A 26,796-nucleotide genomic window follows, 5' to 3' on the forward strand; every position below is an offset into this window, starting at 1 on the left:
CCGGAACCGCCTCAGCGGGAGGCGTTGCCGGCGAGCCAGGCGAGCAGCGGGTTGTCGGGGCCTGGGGCATTGGGCAGGCTCGCCACGACGACGATGCGGTTGACTTCGCCACGCTTATAGGCCGCCAGGAACTTGTCATAGTCCTTGAAGGAGATGCAGCCGTTGGAATCCCCGCGCGCACCCATCAGGTAGGAATGGGTGAGGAAGCCGTCGCGGCCGTACATCTTGCCGTCGCCGGCCGGCGTCATGCGCAGGGCTTCGACGCCATGGAACAGCTTTTCCCGCATCTTGAGAGTGTAGGTGTTCGGCGGGGTCGGCCCGAGCATGCGCACGGAGACGTGGGTGATGTCGTCGAAGCCCTCGCCATAGCCGGAATGCGCTTCCAGCTTCTCGCCGGACGGCATGTAGACCTTCTGCCCCTTGATGTCATAGAGCGCGAACTTGTCGCCCGGCGCGGGCAAAGCGATCTGCGGCTCGGCGGGCTTGGTGGGCGCCGGCTCGAGGACGGCGGGGCTGTCTGCCGGCGGCAGCGCGGCAAGCTGCATCTGCTGCTGTTCGCCGACGGCCGCGAGCGGGTTCCGCCGCGGCATGGGAATGGTGGTGCTCGGATCCTGCAACGCGAGGGGCGTGCTGCTTTCCTCGGACGGCTGCAGGCGCGCGGCGGCGCTCAGCGGATTGGCGAGCGGCAGCGGCACGCTGCGCAGGATCTCGATCTTCCGTTCCGGTTCCTCGGGGAGAGGGACAGGGGCGGAGGCGACCTTTGTCCGGGCGGGGCCGGCCAGCGGGGAAGGGTCGTAGAGCCAGCTCGGCAGGATGGAGAGCGCCGTCGTGGCGCGCACGGGCTCGACGTCCGCTGCGATCTCGGCATCGCTGGCAGCGTCCGCGGCGAGCTGGGCCGCCCGCTGCGCCATCGTCTTTTCATCGAAGGCGGGGGCGCTCACCGGGCCGCTGAAAGCCCAGGCCAGCACCCCAGCGGCCGCCGCGACGCCCGCGAGGCCGACCACGGCCGCAACCGCCAAGCGCAGGTAGGACCTGGCCGGAGGGGCAATCGGGTGCTCGTAGGAAGGCTCGTCGTCGATCCAAGCCGTATAGGTCATGATCCCCACTTTTCGATCGGATCACGAGACCGACGGCCTTATCGCCTCCGGTCCCGCCCTCTGGTCGAAGGCGCCCGCTCCACGCGGCAGCGGACGCTGAAATTCTCTGCCTGACCAAACTTGCCCCAGGCTTGGGCGCAAAAACCATGGTCGGAAGACTCGCGCGCAAGCCGCGTAAATCTCCCGCAAATATCGTGTCCGGGGTGAAGACCGCCCACACCCCCCATTGCCTGTGCCCCGTGCGCCGAAGCGGCACTGAGGGCCTGCAACTACCGTCTTGCCTGCTGTGCCAAGCCAGCAAGGCGGAAATATGTAACCCCGCCAGTGGTGTTGCTGCAAGCGGGGAGGCGTTCCGGGCACCGGCGCGCTATTCCAGGATCTCCACGTCATACTTGCCCGTGAGCGCCTTGATGGTCTCCCGGTCGTGGTCCTTCACCGCGTCCACCTCGATGAAATAATTGCCGAAGCGGCCGGGAATGATGGTGAGCACCAGCCGGCCGGGGGTCTCGCCCACGTTGCGGAAGGTGTGGGGAATGTCGCGCGGGCCGAGCACATTGGCGCCGGGGCCGACCACCAGCGTGTCCCCCGCCACCCGGAACTCGAACGTGCCCTCGACGATGTAGAACACCTCGGTCTCGTGGCGGTGGACGTGCAGCGGCGGGCCTTTGCCGGGCGGGATCACCTGTTCGAGGATGGCATAGGCCCCGTTCACCTGATCCGGGCGCACCATGATGCGGGTGCGGCCGTCCAGGACGTTGACCTCGGCGCCTTCCGCATCGGGGAGGCTGACGATGGGGACGGAGGTTTCGGTGGTCTCGAGCATGAGGCGGTCTCCTGCCGGAAGCAGGCACTATGGGCTGCCACCCGTTCTGGCATGGTCTCTTTCGCCGATGAAGCTTGCATGTCAGTGGAGCCGCCCACAACGGCAAAGCGCCCGCCCCGTTTCCGGGGCGGGCGCTTCTTGAAAACTCAGCCGCGTAAAGAACCGAATGATCCGCGGACGAATTACTGGATCACCTGCATGATGCGGCCGGTGTCAGGGTCGACCAGAACCGTGCGGTTGTTCACGACGGTGTAGCGATAGTCGGTCTTGCCGTACTCGGCGGGCACTTCATAGTAGGTGACGCCCTGCCGCGGCAGGGTCGCGCCGACCACGACGGGCTCAGCGTAGGTGTAGGACGGGCGGCGCTGTTCCACCACATAGGTCTGGAAGCGCGGGGTCTGGTCGCCAATGATGGCGCCGACCACGGCACCGCTCACCCCGCCGACAACCGCACCCACAGGGCCACCCACCAGCGCCCCGCCGACCACGCCCGTGGTGGCGCCGGCCGCCGCACCGCTCTGCGCGCCCGGCGCATTCTGGGCCAGGGCGAATCCGGGAACAGCGACAATGGCTGCGACGACGATAAGCTTCTTCAGCATGGAAGTAATCCTCCTGGTGAGTCAGCTCGAGAGAGGATCCCGTAAGCCGAACAGTCCAGGAGAGAACAAGATATCCGAAGATATGTTCCGGTAAATTATTTTACTTCGTTTCGAAACTTAGGCTGCAAGAGGCCCTGAATATGGCGGGGCCGACACTCCGGCGTCTCACGATGTCCGCCAGCCAGTGAAACGACATGTCAGGGCGCGCTCTGCGCCGCCATAAGGGCAGGCGCCCTTTCGGGCGCCGCCCGTATCAGCGGCCGAACTTCTTGTACTGGATGCGCTTCGGGATCACCGAATCGATGCCCAGCCGGCGCTTCTTGTCTTCCTCATAATCCTGGAAGTTGCCCTCGAACCATTCCACATGGCTGTCGCCCTCGAAGGCCAGCATGTGGGTGGCGATGCGGTCCAGGAAGAAGCGATCATGGGATATGATGACGGCGCAGCCGGCATAATCCTCCAGCGCCTCTTCCAGGGCGCGCAGGGTGTCCACGTCGAGGTCGTTGGTGGGCTCGTCCAGCAGCAGCACGTTGCCGCCGCGCTGGAGCGTGCGCGCGAGGTGGACGCGGTTGCGCTCGCCGCCGGAGAGCGAGCCCACCTTCTTCTGCTGGTCGCCGCCCTTGAAGTTGAAGGCGGCGCAATAGGCGCGCGAGGGAATTTCCTTCTTCCCCACATAGATCACTTCATTGCCGCCGGAGATTTCCTCCCAGACGGTCTTCTTGTCGTCCAGCGCGTCGCGGTTCTGGTCCACATAGCCGAGCTTCACCGACTCGCCGATGGTGATGGTGCCGGCGTCGGGCTTCTCCTGCCCCGTGATCATGCGGAACAAGGTGGTCTTGCCCGCGCCGTTCGGGCCGATGACGCCGACGATGCCGCCGGGCGGCAGCTTGAAGGAGAGGTCGTCGATCAGCAGCCGGTCGCCGAACGCCTTGTTGAGGCCCTCGAAGGCGATGACGTTCTGCCCCAGGCGCTCGGCCACGGGGATGACGATCTGGGTCGCCGAGGGCATGCGCTCGGAGGCCTTCTGCAGCAGGTCCTCGTAGCGCTGGATGCGCGCCTTGCTCTTGGCCTGGCGGGCGCGGGGCGAGGTGCCCATCCATTCCTGCTCGCGGGCCAGCGCGCGCTGGCGGGCTTCGTCCTCGCGGCCCTCCTGCTGGAGGCGCTTCTGCTTCTGGCCGAGCCAGGACGAGTAGTTGCCCTCGTAGGGAATGCCGTTGCCGCGGTCGAGCTCCAGGATCCAGCCGGTGACGTTGTCCAGGAAGTAGCGGTCATGGGTGACGATCAGGATCGCGCCGGGATAGGTGCGCAGATGGCCTTCGAGCCACGCCGTGGTCTCGGCATCGAGATGGTTGGTGGGCTCGTCCAGCAGCAGCAGCTCGGGCTGCTCCAGCAGCAGCCGGCAGAGCGCCACGCGGCGGCGCTCGCCGCCCGAGAGCTTGGCGACCTCGGAATCGTCGGACGGGCAGCGCAGCGCGTCCATGGCCTGATCGACCTTGCTGTCCAGGTCCCACAGGCCCTGCGCCTCGATCTGGTCCTGGAGCTCGGTCATCTCGTCGGCCGTCTCCTCGGAATAGTTCATGGCGAGTTCGTTGTAACGGTCGAGGATCGCCTTCTGCTTGGCGACGCCGTCCATCACGTTCTCGCGGACACTCTTCTTCGGGTCGAGCTGCGGCTCCTGGGCGAGATAGCCCACGCGCACGCCCTCGGCGGGGCGCGCCTCGCCGGAGAAGTCCTTGTCCATGCCCGCCATGATGCGCAGCAGGGTGGACTTGCCGGCGCCGTTATTGCCGAGCACGCCGATCTTGGCGTCGGGGTAGAAGGAGAGGTGCACGTTATCCAGCACCTTCTTGCCACCGGCATAGGTCTTGGTGAGGCCGTGCATGTGGAAGGCATACTGATAGGCAGCCATGGGGCGGGCGGCTCCGGAAAAGGAAGGCGGGAGGGTTGCCGCCGTTCTAGTGCGCCAGCGGTTGGAAGGGAAGGGCGAAGCGATTCCCTTCTGCGCATTCCCGGCCTAACCTTGGGGTGAGAAGCGGGTGGCAAGCCCCGCATGCGGAGATACGTCCCATGAGCCACGACCATGACCATCCGCACGAACATGCCGAAGATCATGCCCACGACCACACCCTAGACTGGCGCGACCATGGCGTGAAGGTGATCCCCGGCGACCAGCTCGACCCCAACACCGCCCAGACCCCCGGCATGAACCGCGCCACCGCCATCAACAAGGCGCGCGCCGGGGCGGAGAAGATCTGGGCGGGAACGGTGCACATCCATCCCGACGCCAAGACCGGGGCGCACCATCACGGCGACCTGGAGAGCGTGATCTATGTGGTGAAGGGCAAGGCCCGCATGCGCTGGGGCGAGCATTTGGAATTCACCGCCGAGGCGGGGCCCGGCGATTTCATCTTCATTCCCCCTTATGTGCCCCACCAGGAGATCAACGCCTCGGCGGACGAGGTGCTGGAATGCGTGCTGATGCGCTCCGGCCAGGATCCGGTGGTGGTCAATCTCGACATCGAGCCGGTGGAGAAGCCCACCGAAGTGAAGTGGATCGACCCCATCCACAGGGCGTGAGGGGGCGCAGAGCCTTTATATTGGCCGGGTTTGCACGCCGATTGTCGATGCCGGACAAAAGCCTGTTGCATTCGCATCCGGCTTTTGGCATAGACACCCACCTGCCGCGCGGGACACCGCGCCGGACAGATGGATGCGGGTGTAGCTCAGGGGTAGAGCACAACCTTGCCAAGGTTGGGGTCGAGGGTTCGAATCCCTTCGCCCGCTCCAGTTTCTCTCAGGCAAATCAGTGATCTATAAAGAAGCCGCCTTCGGGCGGCGTCTTTAGTTTTGCCTCCGTTTCAGACGTTCGGTGTTTATCGCGAAAGCGGGCCTCGCCCTCTGGTCATTCTCAGCGCCAGCATAGCTAAGGCGGACCAGGCACCGCCCGGTGGCCTGCCGGCCCGGACTGGCGCAATTGCATTGAGCATGATTGCATGGATGCCGACAGACCAGCGGCGCTACAACGCCAGGAGCGAGCTTATGGCCGCGTTCGCGAGCGCCCTTCTGGTATCGGCGGCGGCATCATTTGCCAGTCTAGCCGTGGCCGCTGAGATGCCGTTGGGTTGCTTCAGCCGAACCTATGACACTGCGCATTTGCAGAGCCATCGCAGCCAGCAGGTTCAACGTCTCTGGATCCGCATCGAGGCGTCCCGCTACGATCCTGGAAAGATCGACTTTGGCATGAATCTCTGGGTCAGTGGCCAGCAGCAGAAATGGCGCGCAGGGGGCCGCTGCGAACCGAACGGTACAGGATTGAGGTGCCAGCCCGACACTGACGGTGCCTCCGAACTTCTGGTCACGTTGGAGGGTGGCAACCTACGCCTCTCAAACCCGGGCAAGCTGAAGATCTTCGATGATGTGACCGGCCCTGACCTGAATGACAGGCTGATCGGCGGTCCGGAGGATTCAACCTTCCTTCTCCGGGCGACGCAGGACGCCGTCTGTCAGGATGACCGCTCGTAAGTGCCCTCCTGATCGTGCGCGCCATCGCTCATTCTGGCGCTCAAGGGCGTGCCGTGAGCATGATCTAACGGAGCTTGGCGATCCCGATGCCATCGAGTTTGGCGCGGTCTTTGATGGATTCTTCGCTGCGCGTCATCGCTTTCGAAATCGCCTTCAGTGACATGCCCTTCTTGGCGAGCAGCTTCAGCTTCTCGAGCTCCTCATGTGTCCAGGGTTGGCGGTGCCGCTCAAATCGCTCGGCCATGATCTGCTCCTGCGCGGCCGGGACATGTCCGGCATTCGCGTCCTCTATAGCAGTGATGGCGACGAACCCGATTGCCCGTATCGCCTCCACCACTCATCACCCGAGATCGGTCTGCAGCAGGCCGACCGTGAGATGCCGGAAAGCCTCGACAGCCTTTGCAAGAACGGCGTGAGGATCATCGGCGGCCGCAATCCAGAGCGAGGCGTTGAGTGCGGCGCCATTGAGCAGCCGGGCGGCCGCTTCCGCGTCCACCGGCCGGACCGTTCCCTCATCGATGAGCGCCTGGATCGTCTGCGTCGTCGTGCGAAGGCAGGCATTCTGGTTGGGCCATCGAGATGGATCGCCGAGCACGGCCGGCCCATCCAGCAGCATGATGCGCTGGATCTCCGGCTCGAGGGCCATCTCGATATAGGCGATGCTCTCCGCGAGAAATCCGAGCCATCGGGTCTTCGCCCGATCTTGTTCAGCGCGCAGCCGCGCCACCATTTCCCCGTCGATCTGGTCGATGACCGCCTGCAGCAGGCCCTTCTTGTCGCCGAAATTGTGGTAGAGCGCGCCGCGCGTCAGGCCGGCTTCGGCGGTCAGATCATCCATGGACGCGCCCGCATAGCCTTTGGCAGCGAACGCCTTCCGAGCAGCTTGAATAAGCTTGGCGCGGGTTTCCTCCACCATCTGCGCACGTCGTTTCGCGACCACCGTCATCCCCCAGATTACATACGCGGCGTATGCGTATTGACATACGTGGCGTATGTTCGGATATACAAACATACGGGGCGTATATCAACGACCGCCCGAACATCGGAGCGCAGGGGACCTGAAATCCCGAAGCCGAGCGCACGTCTCCCACTGTTCCCGGGAGGCCGTGCCGCAACGGACGGAGGGTCTCGCCTGCCGAATTTTGAATGGAGTGAAACGATGGCCAAACGCGATGCGGTCTTTCCGGCCGGCCGCCAGGCGCTGTACGAGATCAACCGCTATTCGGCGGCGATCCGCTCGGGCGACTTTCTCTTCGTCTCCGGCCAGGTCGGCAGCCGCGAAGACGGGTTGCCCGAGCCGGTGTTCGAAAAGCAGGTCCAGCTTGCCTTCGATAATCTCGCAGCCGTGCTGAAGGCCGCCGGCTGCACGTTCGACGACGTCGTCGATGTGACCACCTTCCACACCGATCCGGCGACGCAGTGGGAGGCAATTTCCGCCATTCGATCGAACGTGATCGGTGACCCGCCTTATCCGAACTGGACCGCCGTGGGCGTGAACTGGCTGGCCGGCTTCGATTTTGAGATCAAGGTCATCGCGCGCCTGCCGCCGTCCGCCTAATGGCCGTCCCTCTCTTCGGGGCGGCCCCATCCTCCATCGAGCGACCGGGCTCGTGCCGGGACACGCCTTGAGCGCGGCCGGCTATTTCCGCCGGTAGAGCCAGAGCGTGACCGGCGCGAGCACGAGGGTGAGCACCGCGGGCGCGATGAGCGCGAGCGCGACCTCGCTCGCCGTCGCGGTGCCGTTCATCAGGCCGCGGATGGCGGTTGCCATGAGCGAGACGGGGTTCACCTCGACGAAGGCGCGCAGCCATCCCGGCATGGTCGCGGGATCGACCATGATGTTGGACGCGAAGACGAGCGGGAACAGGAAGGTGAAGCCGATGGTCATCACCGTCATCGGCGTGCTGATGATGAGACCGAGCACGATGAAGATCCAGCCCATGCCGAAGCCGACCGCGACCAGCAGCGCGAAGGCGCCGAGAACGCCGGGGACGCCAGCCTCGGGCCGATAGCCGAGGATGAGGCCGATGGAGAGGATGATGGCCCCGGCGATGACGTGGCGGATGACGTCGCCCACCACGAGCCCGGCGAACGGAGCGAGCGACCAGATGGGCAGCGAGCGGAAGCGGTCGAAGAGGCCCTTGCCGAGATCGGTCGAGAGCCCCATGCCCGAATAGACCGCGTTGAACACCACGGTCTGCACGAGAATGCCCGGCAGGAAGAATTGCAGGTACTCGCCCGGCGAGCCCGCGAGCGCGCCGCCGAACACGAAGGTGAAGAGCAGCGTGAACATGATCGGCGTCATGATCAGGTCGAACAGCTGCTCGGGCACATGCCGGAACTTCAGGACGGCGCGCCAGCCGAAGACGAGCGCGTTCGACAGGGCGGATGGCGTGGGCGGCTTCTCTGCCGGCTCGAAATGGGCCGCTCCGCTGGCGATGGACGCAATATCGCTCATGCCTTCTCTCCGGCGTCGGTTGCGATGATCTTCCCCGTGAGCGCGAAGAAGACCTCTTCGAGGCTCGGGCTCCCCATGGAGAAGCTTGCGAGCTCGATGCCGTTCTCCATCAGCAGGGCCAGCGCGGCGTGCGCCTGCGCGGCGCTTGCGGTGTTGATCGACAGCTCCGCGCCCTCAGGGCTGCGTTGTGGCAGGCCGCCGAGATGCTGCTCCAGGAGCTCCTCGGCATCGGCGAGACGCGCGGCGTCGGCGAGGATGAGATGCAGGACGCCGGAGCCGATCGCGGCTTTGAGTTCGCGGCTCGTGCCTTCCGCAATCTTGCGGCCGTGATCGATCACGGCGATGCGCGCCGCGAGCTGGTCGGCCTCATCGAGATATTGGGTCGTGAGAAGGACCGTGACGCCGGCGTCCGCCAGCGCGCGGATCATCCGCCACACGCTTTGGCGGGCGCTCGGGTCGAGCCCCGTGGTCGGCTCGTCGAGGAAGAGCACGCCGGGCGTCACGACGAGCGAGGCTGCAATGTCGAGCCGGCGCCGCATGCCGCCGGAATAGGATTTCACCTGCTTCTTGGCGGCCTCGGCAAGGTCGAAGGCTGCAAGAAGGTGGTCGGCCCGCGCCTTCGCCGCCGCGCCGCGGAAGCCCCAGAGGCGGGCGAGCAGCAGAAGGTTCTCGCGCCCGGTCAGGTCCTCGTCGAGCGAAGCGAACTGGCCTGTGACGGCAATGGCGGCGCGCACCTTGTCGGGCGCGGCGAGAAGATCGTTGCCCATGACGGTCGCGGTGCCTTCGTCGGGCACCGTGAGCGTTGCGAGCGTGCGCATGAGCGTCGTCTTGCCCGCGCCGTTCGGTCCGAGGATCGCGAAGATCATGCCGCGCGGCACGTCGAGGTCGATCCCGTTCAGGGCCTTGACCTCACCGAAGCGCTTCACGAGGCCGCGCACGGAAATGGCGAGGTCGGAGGGCTGCACCGCCGCTGAAACGGCCTTCGCTTGTGCTGAGAGTGTCATGAGGTCGTCCGGGGTTGGTTACGCGGGCGATGGAGCGGCGCATGTAGCACGATTCAGCGGCCGAAGCGTGCCCGCCTCCGCGGGTTGACCACAATCTTACGCAACGGCAGATCCGCTCGAAGTTTTTCAACACCATGCGCCAGACGATGCAACCATGGTGCGAACAGCTTGGCAGTGGTAATTTGAAGTTCCCAATCAGACCGCAATCGCCTAGTTTCAGGCTCGTTCGGTTTTCGAGTTCATATTCGAAAGGGGGTAGAGCAGTAAGCGACCCCTTAATTGCTTGAGAAGTGCAACATTATGACACTCTATTCGTAACACATACGCTGAAATCGTCGATTGACAGAAATGCGACGACCAAGGCACGATGCTGTTTATATTCACTATCTCGTACGAGCAGGGCGCCCTTTTGCGCTGGTGAGCGAATGATGATTCCAAGCGACGAATTGATGTTGCGAGTAAAGCATGCATTTTTTCATTACGGCTACAGCAAGTTAACAATGGTCGATCTCGCCGAGGTGTGCGGATTTACCCGCCGGGCGCTCTATTATCACTTCAAGAATAAGGAAGAGGCGTTTCGCGCATCGATCCGCCACAGCAGCACCCAGGACATTCGCACAGCCCTCGAGGCGGGAGAGCGGGTGAGGCAGGGAGGCGGCAGCGCGGTCGACATCATCAGCGAGATCATGGACATCCGTTACGGGACCACGCGCCGTATCGTGCAGGTGTCTCCGCACACAGTCGAACTGAACGCAGTGGCCTTCATGAAGTGCCGGGACATCATGATCGAATTCGCGACCTCGTTTCAGAGCGACATCGAGAACCTGATCGTCTCGCTCGCCGAGGACGGTCTGCTTCATCTGACGGGCGACCTGTCGCCAAGGGAGATCGCCCAGGCGCTTGCCGATGGCGCGCGCGGGGTCAACCAAGCCCTGCCGCCCCCCGCGCTGACGGAGCTGTCGGGCCGTTATCGCCTGATGTGCCATAGCATTCTCTTCGGCAGCGCGGTGGCATCCAAGAGCGATGCCCGCGCAAAGCCGCACCCTGCACGCCGGCAAACCGTTCGGAGATAGGCCACAATTCTCGCCCGACGGCGTGTTCAGCCTAGGCGCGGGAGCTCATCTTGCGCTACCGTCGGGGCAGTCGGATCGGCCGGCTGGGGGCACCAGGGCCGTGGAATCCGGATCGACGCAAGCGGCTACGGCCGGCTCTTCCGAACCGACAGTCTCTTTCGAACCGGCAGCCTTACATGGGTCGGCGGAAGGTCAGAACGTCCGTGCTCTCCACCCTGGCCTTGCCGCCATCGGCGCGCGGATGGACGCGCTTCCCGTCACGCTCCTCCACCGTGCGATCCTGGCGCTCTGCACCGTCGGCCTTTCGGCGGATATCGCCGAAGTCGCCTTGAGCAACGTGCTGGCGGCCGTCTTTCTGGCGCCTCCTTACAGTCTGGCGAGATCGGATCTTTCCCTCCTCCTCGCATCGGTCTTCGCGGGCGGCGCGCTGGGGGCTCCGATATTCGGATGGCTGGCCGACCGCTACGGCTGCCGCCTCGCGCTGCAGATCGCGCTCGTGATCATCGCGGTGAGCTCCACGGCGGCGGCGACAAGCCAGGACATCACGTCGATGACCATCGCCCGGTTCGTCTCGGGCCTTGCGATCGGGGGCTACCCGCCCCTCACCGCGACGTATCTGTCCGACATCCTGCCGCCGGCCCGCCGCGGCGTTCTCATGATGGTCTGCGCAGGATTGGCCTTTCTTGGAGCGCCGGCAGCGATCCTCGCCATGAAGGCGCTTTCGCCGCTGACCTTCGGCCTGGAGGGGTGGCGCTGGGTCTTGGCGGGAGGCGGTCTGGTGGCGGCCATCCCGGCGGTGCTGCTGGCATGGGTGCCGGAATCGCCGCGTTGGCTGGCGGCGCGCGGGCGGGATGATGAGGCGGCTTCGGCTCTGCGGCGCTTCGAGGCGGCGGCGTCTCGTCATTCCAGGTCCTCGCCCCCCGTCGCCGCCTCCCCACGCGCGCCAGGGGAGACAGCGCCGCCCGAAACAGGGCGCAACGGCCGAAGGTTCGCGTTCCTCGCCATCCTTTACGGGTTGGGGCCCTGGGCGACGTTGGGTTTCCCGCTCCTGAGCGCCGCCGTCATGGTGCAGAAGGGGTTTTCGATCGGCGACTCGATCCTGTTCTCCGGCCTGTCCATGCTGGGCCCCGCCTTGGGCATCCTGGGAGCCGCCCCCGCCATCGACCTGCTGGACCGGCGCGTTGCGCTCGTTGTCACCGCGAGCATCATGGTCTGCACAGGCATCGCTTTCGCGGCCACCACGGCGCTCATTCCGCTGGTGCTGCTGGGCTTGGCCTTCAACCTCGCCAGCGCGGTCTACAGCGCCATCCTCGGCCTCTATGCAGCCGAGATGTTTCCGACATCGCGGCGGGCGTCGGCGACGGCTGGCGCCTGGGGCATGGGCAGGCTGGTGTCGATCTGCGTTCCCCTCGTGCTTCTGCCGCTGCTCACGGGTTCGGGGCCACTTGCCATGTTCGCCGTGATCACGGGCGCGCTCCTGCTCAGTCTCGGGCTCATCATCCTGCTCGGCCCGTCCGGCCGCCCCCGCCGCGCCCTGGCGTGAGACGCCGGCACGGAGAAACTTTCCCGTGAGCCCAGATGGGAGCCGGCCTTTCGGCATTGCACAGATTGCCCGGATGTGAGAAAGCTTGGCATTAGCTGTCCGAGAGCTCGGGGGTGTCGGGTTGTTCAGCTTCGCGCGTGGGGGCGCGAAGCTTCAGGCGTGGCCCGCACGGGACAGTCTTCGAACAATCAAAACCAGCGATCCTTCAGGCTGCCTCATGGGAGTGAACGATGCCCGGCGGCCCCTATGCGTCCATTGACGCAGTCAAGAGCGCTTTCCTTGCGACCCCCCTCACCTTCACGGACGCGACCAATCAGCTGATTGCGCTCGCGGCGTCAGGGGACCTCGACTTTCAGATCCAGGCCGGGCTCGGGATCGCATATCTCGTCGAGAATAATCCTCGGGTTGGCGGCTCTGGTGGCTCCTTCCAGGCCGCGACCCAGCTGGTCAGTATCCTCGCAACGGCGTTCCCGTTCGGCGCGACGCCGCCAACCTATGCCTACGGGCTTTTGGCCGGCATCCTCGCAGGTCCGTCATCCGTCATTCTCTCTGACACCGAAGCAAAGCTCGGGAGCCTCGTCGGACACGATGCAGCCGAGGCGAACCTCGCCATCGAGGCGCTCGCCGCCGCTTTCGTGGTTGCCGATGCGAACCATCGGTATGAGCCGGCCGCCGAGATCGCCAAGCTGCTGACGTCCGTGCCGCTCGGCGTCGCCGATCTCGCCACGGCGCTCGACGGCCTCGTACACAGCGACAACCTCGCGGTCCTGGATGCCATCGCGCTCCTCGGCCGCGTCGGCATCCTGTACGGCGCCCCGCTCGGCAGTGTCGCGTTCGCGAACGCCGCAAGTGCAGTGGCCGCAGGGGTCATCGCCCTGGTCCAGGCCGATGAGATCGATTCCGCTGCCGCCATCGATGCGCTCGTCGCCTCGGCCCAGAGCCTGGCGAGCCTCGCCTCCGGAGGCGGTGGCGCAGGTGCGCTCCAGTATCTCGTCGCCATTGCCGGGGCGGAGCCGAGCCTGTTCAACGTTGCCGGAGCGCAGCTGGCCGGGTTGGTGAACGGCAGTTCCTCGGCCCCGTCCACGAGCGTGGGCGCGCAGACCGCCGTGACGGCGGTGACCTCCGGTCTCGCGGCCGGGCAATTCACGGCATCGGAAGCCGTCTCCCTGCTGGCCGGCATTGCAAGCGCCGCCGGCACGCCCTCGCAGCCGTCGCAGGACCCGCTCCAGCGCGCGGGCACCGCCATCCGCGGGCTCGTGGAGAACGGAACATTGACCGCGGCGCAGGCCGCGGCGGCCATCCAGGACGCGATCACCGGCTTCGGCCTCACGCACGACGCGGGCGTCACGGTGCTCCTCGGCATCGGGGCGAACGGCAACTATCAACTCCTCAACAACACCTTCCAGTATGTCGGCAACGACGCCCTGATCGCCGCCGCTGCCGCCGCCTTGGCGGACCTGTTCGACGCGAGCCCGAGCATGTCGTCCGCCAGCATCGCGGCTGATCTTGCAAGGGCCTTCCTGGCGGATTCCAGCGCCCTGACCCTGAAGGTCCTCGTCCAGGCCGCCCTCGCTTCGGGCGACGCGGACGTGCATGCCAAGATCGGCGCCGCACTGGCGCAGTCGGCTGCGGCCGGAATCCGCGACGTCGAGAACCAAGCCCTGACCGTCGCGACCGCGCTTGCGGCCATCGGCGCGCAGGTTGTGGCGAATGCCGGTCATGGCGGGGCTGAAGCCATCGCGGTGGTGATCGGCTTTGCGGGCGCGACGACGGGCGACGCGAACGAAGTCCTGGCCGGACGCCAGATCGCGCGGATCATCGGGAGCGACGCCAGTCTCGTCCCCGCGGACAGCGTGGCGGAGGTGCTGGAGGCGGTGGCCACGCAGGCCCTGACCAGCGCGCAGGCGACCGTGCTGTGGGCAGGTGTGGCGACGGCACCGAACGCCGCCGGGCAGATCGCGGCCTGGAATGCGATCGCGTCCTTGCTGTCCGCCGACCTCGCGAACCTCGCGGTTCTCGATGGCGCGATCGGCGGGCCGGGCTCGCCGCTCGGCTTCGACGAGGCCTTCACGCTCCTGGTTAATATCCAGGCCTTGGCCACGGCCCCGGTTGCCTCCGCGATCCTCGCCGAGGCTATCTCGCTCGCGGCCCGAAGCCCCGACGCAGATCATGTCGCCGCGATCCTTTTCGCGGCCGTCGAGACGGCCGGGCAAGCTCTCTTCGGCGTCCAGAAAGAAGCCGTCCAGGCGGGCGTCGCGCTGGCAGCGGCCACCCAGATCGCGGCCTTTGTCACTGAGGGTCTGCTCACGGCAGAGAGCGCTGTGGCGGACGTAGCGATCGCTGTGGGGAATGGGACGCTCAGCCCGCTTCGCGCCGTCGCCGCGCTCGCCAATCTCCAGGCCGCCGGCCTCGATGGCAATCTCATCGAAGACGCGCTTCAGGACCTGATCGATGGCGGGGCCATTTCGGCCCGGCAGGTGGTCCTGGCGCTGATCGATCTCCAGGTGCCCGGTGCCTCGGCCGCCCTTCAGGCCGCGTTGGCGGGCGAACTCGACACCATCCTCACCACGCCCGCGAACTTCGCCGCGACGGCCGGTCTCGGCAGCGCCGCCCAGGTTCTTCACGTCAGCGATCTCATTGCCGCCCTGTTCGCCACGGACGTGGCGGCTGCGCAGGCCGTGCTCGACGCGCTGCCGGCCCGGATCGCGGCCGGCAACGACATCACCGCCGAGCAAGCCTCGCAATTCCTGCTCGATCTCTATGGTGAAGGGGAGGACGCTGGGGTCGCGGCGCTCGCGTCCATCGTCAGCCTCGCGAGCACCATCCCGCCTGGCCACATCGCGCCCTACATCACCATCTTCATCATCTCCAATCAGCTGGGTTCGACCATCGCTGCTGGAGAAATCACGGCTGCGGCCGCCGTTACCCTGCTCGAGGCCCTTCTTCCCGTCGAGCCGGGCTCCGTCCGGACGCTGTTCGCGACACTGATCGTCGACGCGCATCTGACGGTGGCGGCCCTTGATGCCGAAGTGGCGCTGGGCAATATCGCGCCCCTCGACGCGATTGAGATCCTCGGCTCCGTCATCTCGCGCGCGGACGGCACGGTGCGCGCGGACGCCCTTACCGAGGTTGCGGCCCTCGCTGGGACCGATGCCGGGCTCGGGCAGGCGGCGCTGGCCATCTTCGTGGCGCTCGCCGGCAGCACCAACCCGTCCAACCGTGAAACGGGATATGCCGGCATCGACGCGCTCGCGGTGGTGCCGGGCCTCGGCAAAGCGGCGTTCGAGGCGCTTCTGCCCTTCCTCAACGCCAGCAACATCCTTGTTGCTGCCGACACGCAGACGGAACTCGTGTCGCTGCTCGCCGACGGGCGGCTCACCACGGACGAGGCGATCACCGCTCTCCGCACGCAGCTCATAACCGGCAGCCCGGTCATCACCCATGAGCAGGTGCTCGACACACTGGTCGCGCTCTCCCATATCAGCGCGAGCCAAGCGTCCATCTACGCCAATCTGGAGGCGATCGCCGTCAACGGCACCGGTGGGGTGACGCTGACCGACGTCATCCTCGCTCTGGCCAACGACCTCAGTGCCCGCATGGGCGAAAGCAGCTCGGCTGCCGTCGCGATCATCGACATCGCCAATGGGGGTCTCTCTCCGTCCGATCTGGCCGGCATCATCGTGCAGGCCTTCATGCTGTCCGCGGCCGAGAAAGCCGCGCTGCTCGCCCAGATCGGCGGCCTGACGGGCCAGGCGCTCGCCTATGGGCTCGAGATCGCGTCCCGCGCAATGCCCTTGAGCGGGCTCGGCGAGGTGATGGGCAGCGGGCTGAACCAACTGAGCCCGCAAAACGCCGTCGAGATTGTGCTCGGCAGTTATGCCAACGTTTCGCGGCCGTTCGCCATTGCCGAACTGGACGCGCTGATGGCGGCGGGCAAGCTCAGCGCGGCGGATGTGGCCTTTGCCATCATCCATCTCGCCACCAGCGCGCAATGGCCGACCGCGGAGGCGATCGATACGCTGGTGGGCATCGCCTATGGGTCGGCTTCGCCCGCCATCGTCGCGGCAGCCGCCGAAGCGATCGCCGACGCCATCACCGGCGGCAGCGCGTCGAGCGTCGGCGCCCTGGTGGCCGCCGACATCCTGACCGGCCTCAACGACGCCGTCGCGAGCCAGCACGCAACGCCCATGCAGGCCCTCGCGCTGATCGAGAAGGCATACCTGTTCCGGCTGGCCCAGGTGGACTCCCACGACCTTACGGGCGCCGCTTTCGAAGCCGCGACGGCGACGCTGCTGGCGACCGTCAACGACGAACTCACCTATCTGACCTCACACGGCCTTTCGCTGGACGAGGTGGTCACCGCGCTTGCGCAGGCCTCCGCGGATGCCGCGCCGGCGCAGCTCGCCGCCATCGGGGCACAGATCGTCGCCCTCGCCTCGGCGACGCTGCTGCCCGCCGACATCGTGGCCGATATCATGGCCGCGACAGCCGGTTCGACCGGGATCACCGACGCCCAGGCCGCAGCCATTCTGGTGTCGACCGCGATCGCCGGGGGGAATGCGGTGCAGCTGGAGGCCGGCCGCGCGATCGGTGGGCTCTACACAGACGGCTCCTTCTCGGCCACGCAGGTCGTCGCGGCGATCGATGGGCCCACCTATGGCGGGACCGTGTCACCGGCACAGGCTCTGGCCCTGACCCTCGGCGTGGTCTCGGTCGGCGGGGCGGCCGCCGTCGGCCTGATCATGAGCCATCTCAGCACGCTCCTGACCACTCCGGTCCTGGCGAGCGGGATGAGCGACGCCGTCCTTGACCACACCATCACGGCCGTCCAGGCCATCGATGCCGCTGCCGCCGCCTCCATCTCCTTCGGCAATGTCGCGACGACGATCGCAATCGCGGAGGCCTTGGTCGCCAGCGGCGGGATGACACCGGCCGAAGCCGTCGCCGCGCTCGGGCCGTCGGCGGGGGACGGGTTCTTCTCGGTCAGCGCCGCTTTGCAGGTGGTGATGGCGCTCGCGGCCGGAGAAACCACCGCGCACGAGACCGACATCGGACTGGCGCTCGGCGAATGGCTGGCGGCGGGCTGGGTGACGGAAGCCCAGCTCTCGGCCGGATTGCTGCTCGGCATCAACGGCGACCTCTCCGGCCACGCCCCGGTCATCACCATCGGCGAGGCGATCCAAGTCCTTCTCGGGCTTGCTTCTGCTGCGAACGCCGGCGTGTCGGAGATCGGCGACAGGTTGCTCGCCAGCTTCATCGAAGCCGAGCAAGTCGCAGGCGCGATCGCAACCATCGACGCATCGGTTGTGGCCGGCACCCTCACCGGAGCAGAGGCCCTCGATCAACTGCTTACCCTGGCCGCCGGGTTCGGCCCGACCGCCAACGTCGCGGTCGCCGCGGAGCTGGTGTCGCTGGTGTCCAACGGCCATCTCGGGATCACGACCGGCAACGGCTTCTTCCTGATCCAGTCGGCCCTCCAGATGGCGGTTGCATCAGAGGCCCTCGACAGCGGCCGCGCCGTGTTCATCGGAGCGCTGGCGCTCCAGAGCCCGGCGGATTTCGTCAATCCAGGCGCTCTCGTCTACGCGTTGATCGATAGCGGCGCGATCACGCCCGCCGCCGCGACCGCCCAGCTCGTCGCCGCAACGGAAGCGGCGCCTCAGACCGTTCCGGCCACCACGATCGCCGCGCTGCTGGCCCAGTTCGCGAACAACTCGTCCACATCGGGGCAGATCCCCGCCCTCGTGGCCGCCAGCGTGGCGAGCCTCGCAACGCTGATGGAGACCGGGTCGCTCAGCCCGAGCTTCTTCGCCGCGCCCTCTCCCGATGCCAAGCTGCTGATCGAGATCCTCGACGTCGTCGACGCCCGGCTCGCATCGGCGCCGAGTTCGGCGCTGCATGCATTGCAGGACAGCCTCTACGCAGCTCTCCTCACTCTGCCTGACGCAACCGTCGTGGCGGGCGTGGAGACCGCTATGGCGGGCGGCCTCGTGACGGTCGCGCACGGCCTCGGCATCCTGATCGAACTCACCTCGCGCGGCGGGTCGAGCCTCGATGCGGCGGTCGCAGCAGAGCTTGCCTCCCTGATCCAGGGGTCAAGCGCGACGACCGCCCAGGTCGCGAATGCCTTCTCGGCCGCCGAGGATGGGATCGTCCTTCTGGCAGGAATGATCGACCCGGCTGTGCCGGTGAGCGAGCTCACGGCCGTATTGGCCCGCCTGCTGTCCGACACCTTGACGTCCGGCGCGACGGCGGGAGCCGCCGCGAGCGACATCGCCGGGGCGGTCGGCGGAGCCGGTCCCGCGCTCACCGCCGCCCAAGCCGTGTTCGCTTTGTCGAGCTTCGGTCAGGTCGGCCAAACCGATGTCACCCATGCGGGCGCCGTCGCCATCGCCGGCCTCGTCGCGGCCGGCAAGATCACCGAAGACGACGCGCTGGCCGGCGCCGAGCATGTCCTTCTCGCGGCACCGACCGGGGCCGCCCAGCTCGGCGAAGCCGCGCTCATCGCTGCCTTCCTCGGCGCGCTCGGCCATGACGCGGCCGGGATCGTCGAGGCGATCGTGGATTCGGCGGGTGTTGCCATTTCGAGGGTGGACGCGGTCCACGTTCTGGCGCTGCTGACGGCCACGCAGAATCCGGGCCTGGGCGATCCGTCCGCCCCGGTGGTCACCGATGCCGCCATCGCGCAGGGCCTGATCGACGTCGCGATCGGCTTCCCATCCCTGACCCTCGACCAGGCTCTGGCCACGTTCGCATCCGTGCCGCTGGCCAGTGTCAACGACACTTTGGACATCCTGTTCGCCGTCGCGACAGTGGGGGCGATTGGGGCGCAAGTCTCCGCCGGACACGCGGCGGCCCTGTCAGGGGTGGTCAGTTCCACGGTGCTCGCCGGCCTCGTCGACGACCTCACGCTCGCCCAGCAGACCAATTTCGTCCTGGGCCTCTCGTCCGGCGCGCAGGCGTTCGCGGCCGACATCGCTGTCCGGCTCGACTTCCAGGCACCCGCTCAAAACCTCGCGGCCAATGTCATCACGGCGCTGCAGCAGGGGGTGGTCGCCCAACAGGCCGCCTTGGCCTTCCTAGTCGGCTTTGCCAATGCCACTCTCCCAGGGTCGGCGGCCTCGCCCGCCGGCAGTTCGGACTATGCGAACCTCGCCTTCCTGATCGCCCGCGTCGCCGTCAACGAGGCCGGGCTTCAGGGCGCTGCGGTGGACGCCATCGCCGGCATGGTCGACCGTGGACTGATCACGTCCGCTCAGATCTTCGCCGGTATCGACACGGGCATCGTGCAGCAGACCCTGACGGTGCCCCAGGCGGCGTTCCTTCTGTTGAACGCGATTCCGGTTGTTCCCTCGACGGACATCGCAATCGCAACGAAGTTGATCTCGCTCCTCCAAGTCGCGGATCTCTTCGAGGCAATCGATGCAGCCGTGACAAGCGGCGCTGTCGTTCCCGCCGAAGGCATGCGGCTGTCCGCCATCCTGGCGGCGCTCAACAGCGCCTACACGGCGGACGCCGCCGCCGCGATGGTGGCGCTTCTCGTCCCGAACGAGCCGCCCGCTACGACGGTCATGCAGGCCATCGACGCCGTCAAGGACCTCGGGACCGCGGCCGTGCCTGATACGACGACCGCCATCGCCTCGCTCATCCGGGCGCTGATCGCGACGGGTGCCGTGGATGCCGGGCAGGCGGTCGCGCAAGTTCTGGCATCGGGGACGACGCTGCCGGAGAGCGAGACAGCACAGCTCCTGATCAAGCTGGGCGTGAGCGCGGACCTCGCCCTCTCGGCCGCAGCTGCTGCGGCCTATATGAACTATTTGGATGATGGATCGGCGCTTGCGGACGCGGTCGCGGCCGGCCTTATCCACGGCACCCAGGCTGGGATATTCGCCGCCACGGTTCTCGCCAATCACGATCCGCAGAGTGACCCCTTCTTCTTCCAGATTACGATGTCGCTGGGGGAGCAACTCGCCTCGTTGGTCCGGCCCGGACTTTCGATCACGGACATCCTCACCGCCATCACGTCGGCGGGAACGCCGGAGACCAATCTCCAGCTGTTCGCCGCGATCGTCGTCGCCGTCCCGAGCAACGATCCTGCCGTCCTTGGCGCGACACGAGACCTGATCACGGCCGGGACGATCACCATCGATGAGGCGCTCGCGGCGTGGGGCCAGCTGCTGCACGAGGGGAACCTTCCTGCGGTGGGCCGTCTCGTCATCGAACTCGCTGCGGGTCCGGTATCGGACAGCCTGGTCCTGGAGGTGGTTTCGCACATCGACGAAGGCCGGATCGCGCGGGATGCGATCCTGTCCGATCTGCAGGCAGCGCGGGCGGCGGGCGGGAACCCCGCGCAGCTCGAAGCCATGGCCTTCGCCATCGCTGGAGCTGTCGATCTGTCGCCCGGCGCCGCCTTCCAGCCGGGCGCCGCGTTCTCCTATCGCGGCCTGGGCCATTTCCTTGCGGCGCCGCTCGCTGCCCTGACCGACGCCACAGCGGCCGCCGCAGCGATGGCTGAGTTCATCGCCGTCGCGGATGCGGCCCTCGTGGCGGGACGGCTGAGCGCGTCGCGGCTCGCGTCCCTCCTGACGAGCTTTGCGACCGAGGACGGGCCCGGCCCCTACGCCGTGCTGGCCGCAGCCACCGAGTTGAGCGCGCTGCTGGACAGCGGGCGCTTGACCACAGCGGAGCTCGTCTCCGTCATGACGGGCTTTGCCCAGGGTTCCGGCGATCCCGCCGGAAAACTGGTGCACCTCCTCGTCGAGATGTCCGAGCCGGCCCTGGAGAGTTCTGTCGAGGCCGTATCGGCCCTGGTGAACGGCGGCTACATCACCGCCGTGGCCGCGGCGAGCGCTGTCCATGAATTGTCGGGCACGACCCCGGCCGGCGTCGCCGCGGGCCTCGCGCTTGCGCCGGAAGTCGCCGAGGAGTTTCTGCTCCGCCTCACCCTCCACGGCAACGGCCCGATCCAGGACGCCGCCTTCGCGCAGGTGGTTGCCGACATCGCGAGCGGCTCGCCGGCGGTCGGCGACGGGATCACGGGCGCCATCCAGTCGGGATGGATGGCGGCGCTCGACGCGCTTCATGTCACAGCGCGGCTGCTCGTGGCCGAGACCTCCGATCCGGCCGGCGTGTTCGGCACATGGGCCGCCTCCCACGTCCCCGCTCTCGTATCGGACGCGGGCCTCACGGCGCCCGAGGGCGCGGCCATCTTCCTGAGGGCGCTCACGACTGCGGGCTCGACCGGGCACGGGGAGATCCTGGATATCCTGCTCGGACTTCCGGGCGGCCTCGATACGATCCACGACGCGTTCGTCGCGGATCCGACCCTTGCGGCCGCGACCATCGACGCGCTGCTCAGCATCGCGGACAATTCTCGCTTCGGTGCTCAAACCACGGCCGCGGCGCTCGCCGAAGTGCTGGAGATCTTCCACGAAGGCCGGCTCAGCGCGGCCCAGCTCGCCGCGCACGCGATCGCCTCCGGCCATTTCGAGATCCTGCGGGTCGCGGTTCTGACCGATGCGCCGGACGAGGCCACCAAGGTCGCCTTCACGGCCGACTATGTGGCGCATTTCCGGACCATGGGCGACCATCTGCTGGCGGATACGTGGCTGTCCGCCTCCGATGCGCAGGTGGGCTACGATTACTTCCGGGTCACGCACGGGCTGATGACCATCGCCGAAGCGGCGGCGGACCTCATCACCTTCACAACCGGCAGCGGCGCGTCCGTCGACGAAGCGCTTCTCAACCTCAGCCGGTTGTTCGGACCGACCGACGCCGTGAGCGCAAACCAGATCAAGGCATTCGTGTTCGCCCGCATCGAGAGTGGCGATCTCCAGTTCGATCTCGCGCACCACATGCAGACGGCCGGCAACGCGCTGACCATGAACGAGGCGATTACCCGGTTCTTTCCGACCGGCATCGCCAATTACCAGCACGATCCGGACACCTACACTGACCAGTTCGCGGCCGAGGCCTACCTGCTGGCCCAGATCAATGCCGGCCAGGCGCTGAGTGTGTCGGGGTTCCACCCTTTCGCCACCATCACGGTCGCCCCGGGGGTGCAGTATCTGCTGCCGGGCCCTGCCAACCGCTCATCGTTCGGTCTCGAATTGGCGCTGGGCGCACTGATCGAATCCCCGACCACGAGCCCATCCGCCAAGGCCGAAGCCCAGGCGGCCATCGGCCAGCTCCTGCTGTACGGAAAAGCTGCGGCCGACGTGGTCGATTACGTTACGGACCGCTCTCAGCCGAACCATTTGACGGTCGATCTCGACCTGGCGCTCTCCCTCCTCGACGCCCAGGCCGACCTCGCGCGGACGGCCAGCAGCGATTCAGATCCGGAGCTGGAGCGCCAGATCGCCCTTGCGTGGCTGTTCGTGAACGATCGTGCCGGCGTCGGGCGTCTAAATTCGCAGAACTCGGGCCACGTGGAATCGAACCTGCGCGGTCAGCTGCTGTCGGCCGCCTATGTCGATGACGTGGTTGCCGGCCTCGGCGCGCTCATATCGCTGCCCTCCAGCGTATACGCGCGCGATCAGCTGGCCGCCGCCACCGAAGATTATATGAAGAATGGATATCTGCCCGCCCACGCCGGCGATATCCAGAACGACATCGACACCATTTTGGGGGGCGGCAGCCCATCGGTTCAGCAGAACCTCTATGGGCTTCTCGATACCGGATTTTCCAAGACGCAGGGGATGCAGAACTTCCTCGGCGTGATCCACGACGACATCGTAACCGATCCCACCAGTGTCGAGGGCTATGCCAGGCTCGGGGCCGCTTTGGCGGGCGGCTCGCTGGCGAGCGAATTGGGCCGGAACCTCCTGGGCGTCAGCGGGTCGACCCTTACCGTCGCCGGGATCGGTTCGAAGCTCGCGCTCTACGCTCTGTCCCAAAGTGTCGTCTCAAACTTCCTGGGAGAGGGCCTCACCGATACGCTGCGCGGCGCCTTCACCATCGCGGGGGCCACGGCGGGCCTCATCAGTTCGATCGTGTTCGAATCCAGCCAGGAGGCCGTCGACAACGGCAAGACGGCTGTCCCCCACCTTCTCGATTTCGGCAATGCCGTAAAGAACGGCGATACGGCGGGGATCCTGTCCGCCTCGGGCCATCTGGTGAGCGACTACTACAAGATCACCACCGGTTTCGACCTGAACGTCGCCGGAAACTTGGCGACGAGCCTCGGCTTCTTTCTCGGCGATCTGGCGACCGGGGACGTGGACGCTCTCCATCACGACATTACCCGCCTCGGTGACGACTTCGTCGAATTGTTCCGTTCGAACGTCTATGTGGGCATCATCGGGGAATCCCTGATCACCTATTCCGCGACCATCAATTCGGCTCTCTACACGCTCGGCTCTGGCCTCGAACTCACGCTCGACGGGATTGTGTCCGGCGTCGCCTATCTGTCCGAGCGCGCCGAAGATGTCGGCGATTGGATCGTGAGCAACATCTTCGGCATCGACGGCTACATCGAGGGTGCGACGGTCTTCGCCGACAGGAACCTCAACGGCGTCCAGGATCCCGGCGAGGCCAGCGCGGCGGTCAGTCCGACCGGGGGCTACACCCTCGTCAACCCGGTTGGCCGGATCACCCTGAGAGGCGGCATCGACACGGCCACGGGCCTTGCGTTCACCGGCACCCTGACGGCTCCGGCGAGTTCATCCGTCCTGACCCCGCTCACCACTCTCATTTCCAAGCTCGCGACGCCGGGCGATGCCAATCCCACCACCGCCGAGACGACCATCTCGACGGCGCTGGGCCTTGCCTCCGACATCGACCTCATGACCTTCAATCCCGTCTCCGAGACGCTTGCGGGCGATTTCGATGCCAGGAAAGTCCTGGCGGCCGGGTCCATGGTCCTCAACACGATCACCCTGTTGCAAGCCGCCGGCGCAGCCGATGCGGTGAGCTTCATGGCGGAGAAGATGTCCTCCGGCGCGCTGTTCGATCTCACCAATGCCACCACGGTGCAGAATCTTGCCATCGAGGCCGGCGTCGGAGCCGCCGCGAGCGCGGCGGTGGCGGCGCTGGCGACGGCCTCCAACACCCTCGTGACCCAGGCCGCGTCCTCCCAGTCCGATGCCGCTTCGTTCCTGCGCACCGTGTTCGCCATCAGCATCGACACCCAGGGCGCGGCCGCCGATGCGATCCGGGCGGCAGGAAGCGATGCCGGCGCGCTCAACGCGGCCATCGCCGCCCATACCGGCTCGGCCCTGGATCAGGCGGTGGCCGACAATGTTCCGGAGGTCGGATCGCTCTATCCCAGCCGCCATGTGGTCGACGGCGTCTCGCTGAAGGCCGCCCTGGATGGTCACGGCATCGAACTGATGTTCGATGCCGACCATGCCGTGCCGGGCCATTGGGTGAGGTTCGAGGCCCAGGGATCCTCGCTTCCGGGCGGCGCGACCTTGCTGGTCTATGCCGTGGACGCGGCCGGCAACCTCGTCAGCCGCGCCGACCACCATGTCGGCACCGATGTGACGCTGGACGCGGCCACGCTCGCCACCATCGGCGCCGTCTCGGACGATCACGGCAACGACATTCTCCTCGGCGGCCAGTCGGTCTACCTCAACGCGGGCGAGCAGTTGCGCTTCGCGCTTCTCAGCGGCAACCACGCGGTCGACCTCTCGCCGCCCATCGAGATCCTCGCCAAGGCGGACGGCTCGCTGCATCTGGATGTCGCGGGATTGCAGGTCAGCGCCATCACCAACAGCTCGCTGTCCGACAGCGCGGAACTGGCCGGCTTCCAGCGGGACAGCGGCGAGCCTCTGCTGTTCCTGCACCAGGGCGATACGTTGAACGTGGAACTCGCGGGCAGCTCCGCCAACACCAATACGCTGAGCTTCGTGCATATCGACGTGGATGGGGCCACCGGCGCCTGGAGCGTCGGCGGGGTGGCCTATGGCGACACCGATGCCTTCCACCACGCGGTCGCCGCGCAGCTCGACGCCGGCTTCTCCGCCGCCCATGGCGGTGCCTCTTTCAACGAGGACGCCACGTGGACCGTGGCCGGCACCACCGGCTACTACGCCCCGGTCCTGATGACCCCCTCCGGTCAGGTCTTCGTGGTCGGCAACGGCAATACCGGCGGGTTCGAATATGTGCGGATGTTCGGAGAGAACACCTTCGGCTTCGAGGATCTCGCCTACGATCAGGGCTCGGACTTCGACTATAACGACATGGTCATGCGGCTGACGCCCGTTCCCGGACACTTCGTGGACGCCGTGGTCTAGGCGTCGCGGGACCACCCGCTTGGCGCTGCGGCGGCGCCGCAGCATCGCGCAACCGCGCCCGGGCCACCGGGCGCGACGATCGGACCGCCTCAAAAATTTCTTAGTGGCGGCGTCTGATAGCAAGGTTCCAGGGCCGTTCGGACGGCCCGGACAAGGGAGGCGACCATGGCTCGAAAATTCATCGATTGCCGTGAGGTGCCGAGCGAAATGAACTGCACCGTCGCGATAAGCGCCGATACCGAGGCCGAGGTCTTGGAGGCGGCGGTTCAGCATGCGGTGGCACTGCACGGGCATGACGACACGCCGGAACTGCGGGAATTCCTGAAAGGTGCGATCAAGGACGGCACGCCTCCCATGGAGGCCCCTAGCCGCGCTGCCTGACGGCAACTTGGCCAGGCGGCGCCGGGACGCCGGGGAACAGCTTCTCCAGGTGGGCCCTCCGGTGGCGGGTCGCGGCGAAAGCGGAGAAGGTCTGCTCCGCCCCGTATGGTGCCCTGAGGACGGGGTGCAGGTCCGCGGCCATGCGCAGGTGACCGCCGATCCGGCGAGGCATCGTTGCGTGCAGCGTTATCCTTATGTACGCAAGCATGGGTGACAAGCGCTGGCGAAAGTGTTCTAGCTAGGCCCTGCGGCAGACGTTATGGGCGGTTCGATGGAGCAAGAAGGGACGGGCGTGGCCACGGCGGAGGCGCCCGATGTGCGGATTCAGGTCGGCACCCGGCTGAAGCATGCGCGCCTTACCATCGGGGCTCGGCTGAAGGACGTGGCCGAGGCCGCGAGCTGCTCGGAAAGCCTGCTCTCCAAGCTTGAGAACAACAAGATCCACCCGTCGCTCAACATGCTCTCGCGCATCTGCGACGCGCTGAACCTCACCATCGGCCAGTTGTTCGAGACCCCCAATTCGGACCACACCGTGGTGGTGCGCGAGGATGCGCGCGTGGTGGTGGACCTCGACCCCGTTCAGGGGCGGGGGGTGCGCATGGAGCGCCTGATCCCCTACACCAAGGGCCACCTCCTCCAGAGCACCATGCATGTGATCGCCCGCGGCGGCAGCAGCGAGGGCGTGGTGACCCATGACGGCGAAGAAGTCGGTTATGTTCTGTCGGGAACCATAGAATTACTTCTCGGGGACCGCGTGTTCCGGGTCAATGCCGGGGACTCTTTTATTTATCGTTCCGAAATACCCCACGGTTATCGCAACGTGGGCGATGAAGAAGCGCGGATTCTCTTCGTAAATACGCCGCCGACCTTCTAGCGTTTTCACGCGCTGCATAAAGTTTTTGCGCATTCAACGATTGGGCATCGCGCGCCGCGTCCCTGCGGGTGCGCCGGCATGCCTGACTGCGCGGGCAAGCGGCAAACCTGCACAAATATTGGCTTTACGTCAGCTTTCCTGACATTCAAGTCGCTTGAATGGATCCTCGATTGGAGTAACGTTTTCC

Annotated in this window: 16 protein-coding genes and 1 tRNA gene; 9 read left to right on the plus strand and 8 right to left on the minus strand. The window is 66.5% G+C overall.

Features of this window, described 5'->3' with window-relative positions; genetic code table 11:
- Positions 1 to 11 precede the first annotated feature (11 nt).
- From ABLE91_RS11755 to ettA, 4 genes are all read right to left on the minus strand, one after another.
- Positions 12 to 1,097: a tlde1 domain-containing protein gene (locus ABLE91_RS11755; protein ID WP_348931004.1), complete on the minus strand. Its 1,086-nt coding sequence runs from the start codon at positions 1,095 to 1,097 to the stop codon at positions 12 to 14.
- Between the two features lie 367 nt (positions 1,098 to 1,464).
- Positions 1,465 to 1,920 carry a cupin domain-containing protein gene (locus ABLE91_RS11760; RefSeq protein WP_348931005.1) on the minus strand — a complete coding sequence of 152 codons (456 nt, stop codon included), beginning with the start codon at positions 1,918 to 1,920 and terminating at the stop codon, positions 1,465 to 1,467.
- Positions 1,921 to 2,102: 182 nt separating this feature from the next.
- Positions 2,103 to 2,519, minus strand: a complete 417-nt coding sequence (locus ABLE91_RS11765; RefSeq protein ID WP_348931006.1) for a DUF1236 domain-containing protein — start codon at positions 2,517 to 2,519, stop codon at positions 2,103 to 2,105.
- Between the two features lie 253 nt (positions 2,520 to 2,772).
- Entirely contained in the window at positions 2,773 to 4,428 is a 1,656-nt protein-coding gene (gene ettA, locus ABLE91_RS11770; RefSeq protein WP_348931007.1) for an energy-dependent translational throttle protein EttA, read from the minus strand.
- 158 nt (positions 4,429 to 4,586) lie between these two features.
- Here ettA and ABLE91_RS11775 point away from each other — a divergent pair, with 158 nt between their 5' ends.
- The 3 genes from ABLE91_RS11775 (at position 4,587) to ABLE91_RS11785 (ending at position 6,041) form a co-directional block, all read left to right on the plus strand.
- Positions 4,587 to 5,096 carry a cupin domain-containing protein gene (locus ABLE91_RS11775; RefSeq protein ID WP_348931008.1) on the plus strand — a complete coding sequence of 170 codons (510 nt, stop codon included), beginning with the start codon at positions 4,587 to 4,589 and terminating at the stop codon, positions 5,094 to 5,096.
- Positions 5,097 to 5,231: 135 nt separating this feature from the next.
- Positions 5,232 to 5,306, plus strand: a tRNA-Gly gene (locus tag ABLE91_RS11780).
- Between the two features lie 252 nt (positions 5,307 to 5,558).
- Complete coding sequence (locus ABLE91_RS11785) at positions 5,559 to 6,041, plus strand: hypothetical protein (RefSeq protein ID WP_348931009.1); 483 nt, start codon at positions 5,559 to 5,561, stop codon at positions 6,039 to 6,041.
- A gap of 64 nt (positions 6,042 to 6,105) precedes the next feature.
- Here ABLE91_RS11785 and ABLE91_RS11790 read toward each other — a convergent pair whose 3' ends face one another.
- Entirely contained in the window at positions 6,106 to 6,285 is a 180-nt protein-coding gene (locus tag ABLE91_RS11790; RefSeq protein WP_348931010.1) for a Myb-like DNA-binding domain-containing protein, read from the minus strand.
- A gap of 96 nt (positions 6,286 to 6,381) precedes the next feature.
- Positions 6,382 to 6,987 (minus strand): TetR/AcrR family transcriptional regulator, encoded by a 606-nt coding sequence (locus tag ABLE91_RS11795; protein ID WP_348931011.1) that lies wholly within the window; start codon positions 6,985 to 6,987, stop codon positions 6,382 to 6,384.
- A 213-nt stretch (positions 6,988 to 7,200) separates the two neighbouring features.
- Here ABLE91_RS11795 and ABLE91_RS11800 point away from each other — a divergent pair, with 213 nt between their 5' ends.
- Positions 7,201 to 7,599 carry a RidA family protein gene (locus tag ABLE91_RS11800; protein ID WP_348931012.1) on the plus strand — a complete coding sequence of 133 codons (399 nt, stop codon included), beginning with the start codon at positions 7,201 to 7,203 and terminating at the stop codon, positions 7,597 to 7,599.
- 81 nt (positions 7,600 to 7,680) lie between these two features.
- Here the strand turns inward: ABLE91_RS11800 and ABLE91_RS11805 are convergent, their stop codons facing one another.
- Together ABLE91_RS11805 and ABLE91_RS11810 are read right to left on the minus strand one after the other, a co-directional pair.
- A complete protein-coding gene (locus ABLE91_RS11805; RefSeq protein WP_348931013.1) occupies positions 7,681 to 8,499 on the minus strand; it encodes an ABC transporter permease in 819 nt (272 codons plus the stop codon).
- Positions 8,496 to 9,503 (minus strand): ATP-binding cassette domain-containing protein, encoded by a 1,008-nt coding sequence (locus tag ABLE91_RS11810; RefSeq protein WP_348931014.1) that lies wholly within the window; start codon positions 9,501 to 9,503, stop codon positions 8,496 to 8,498. Before ABLE91_RS11810 ends, ABLE91_RS11805 begins: the two co-directional genes overlap by 4 nt.
- Positions 9,504 to 9,952: 449 nt before the next feature.
- Between ABLE91_RS11810 and ABLE91_RS11815 the strand changes: the two genes are divergently transcribed.
- The 5 genes from ABLE91_RS11815 (at position 9,953) to ABLE91_RS11835 (ending at position 26,609) form a co-directional block, all read left to right on the plus strand.
- A complete protein-coding gene (locus tag ABLE91_RS11815) occupies positions 9,953 to 10,576 on the plus strand; it encodes a TetR/AcrR family transcriptional regulator (protein WP_348931206.1) in 624 nt (207 codons plus the stop codon).
- Between the two features lie 241 nt (positions 10,577 to 10,817).
- A complete protein-coding gene (locus ABLE91_RS11820; protein ID WP_348931015.1) occupies positions 10,818 to 12,119 on the plus strand; it encodes an MFS transporter in 1,302 nt (433 codons plus the stop codon).
- A 230-nt stretch (positions 12,120 to 12,349) separates the two neighbouring features.
- Positions 12,350 to 25,354, plus strand: a complete 13,005-nt coding sequence (locus ABLE91_RS11825; RefSeq protein ID WP_348931016.1) for a hypothetical protein — start codon at positions 12,350 to 12,352, stop codon at positions 25,352 to 25,354.
- 165 nt (positions 25,355 to 25,519) lie between these two features.
- Positions 25,520 to 25,735 carry a DUF1059 domain-containing protein gene (locus tag ABLE91_RS11830; RefSeq protein ID WP_348931017.1) on the plus strand — a complete coding sequence of 72 codons (216 nt, stop codon included), beginning with the start codon at positions 25,520 to 25,522 and terminating at the stop codon, positions 25,733 to 25,735.
- 292 nt (positions 25,736 to 26,027) lie between these two features.
- Positions 26,028 to 26,609 carry a cupin domain-containing protein gene (locus tag ABLE91_RS11835; protein ID WP_348931018.1) on the plus strand — a complete coding sequence of 194 codons (582 nt, stop codon included), beginning with the start codon at positions 26,028 to 26,030 and terminating at the stop codon, positions 26,607 to 26,609.
- Positions 26,610 to 26,796 lie beyond the last annotated feature (187 nt).

The sequence above is a fragment of the Aquabacter albus genome, from assembly GCF_040049275.1.
Lineage (GTDB): Bacteria > Pseudomonadota > Alphaproteobacteria > Rhizobiales > Xanthobacteraceae > Aquabacter.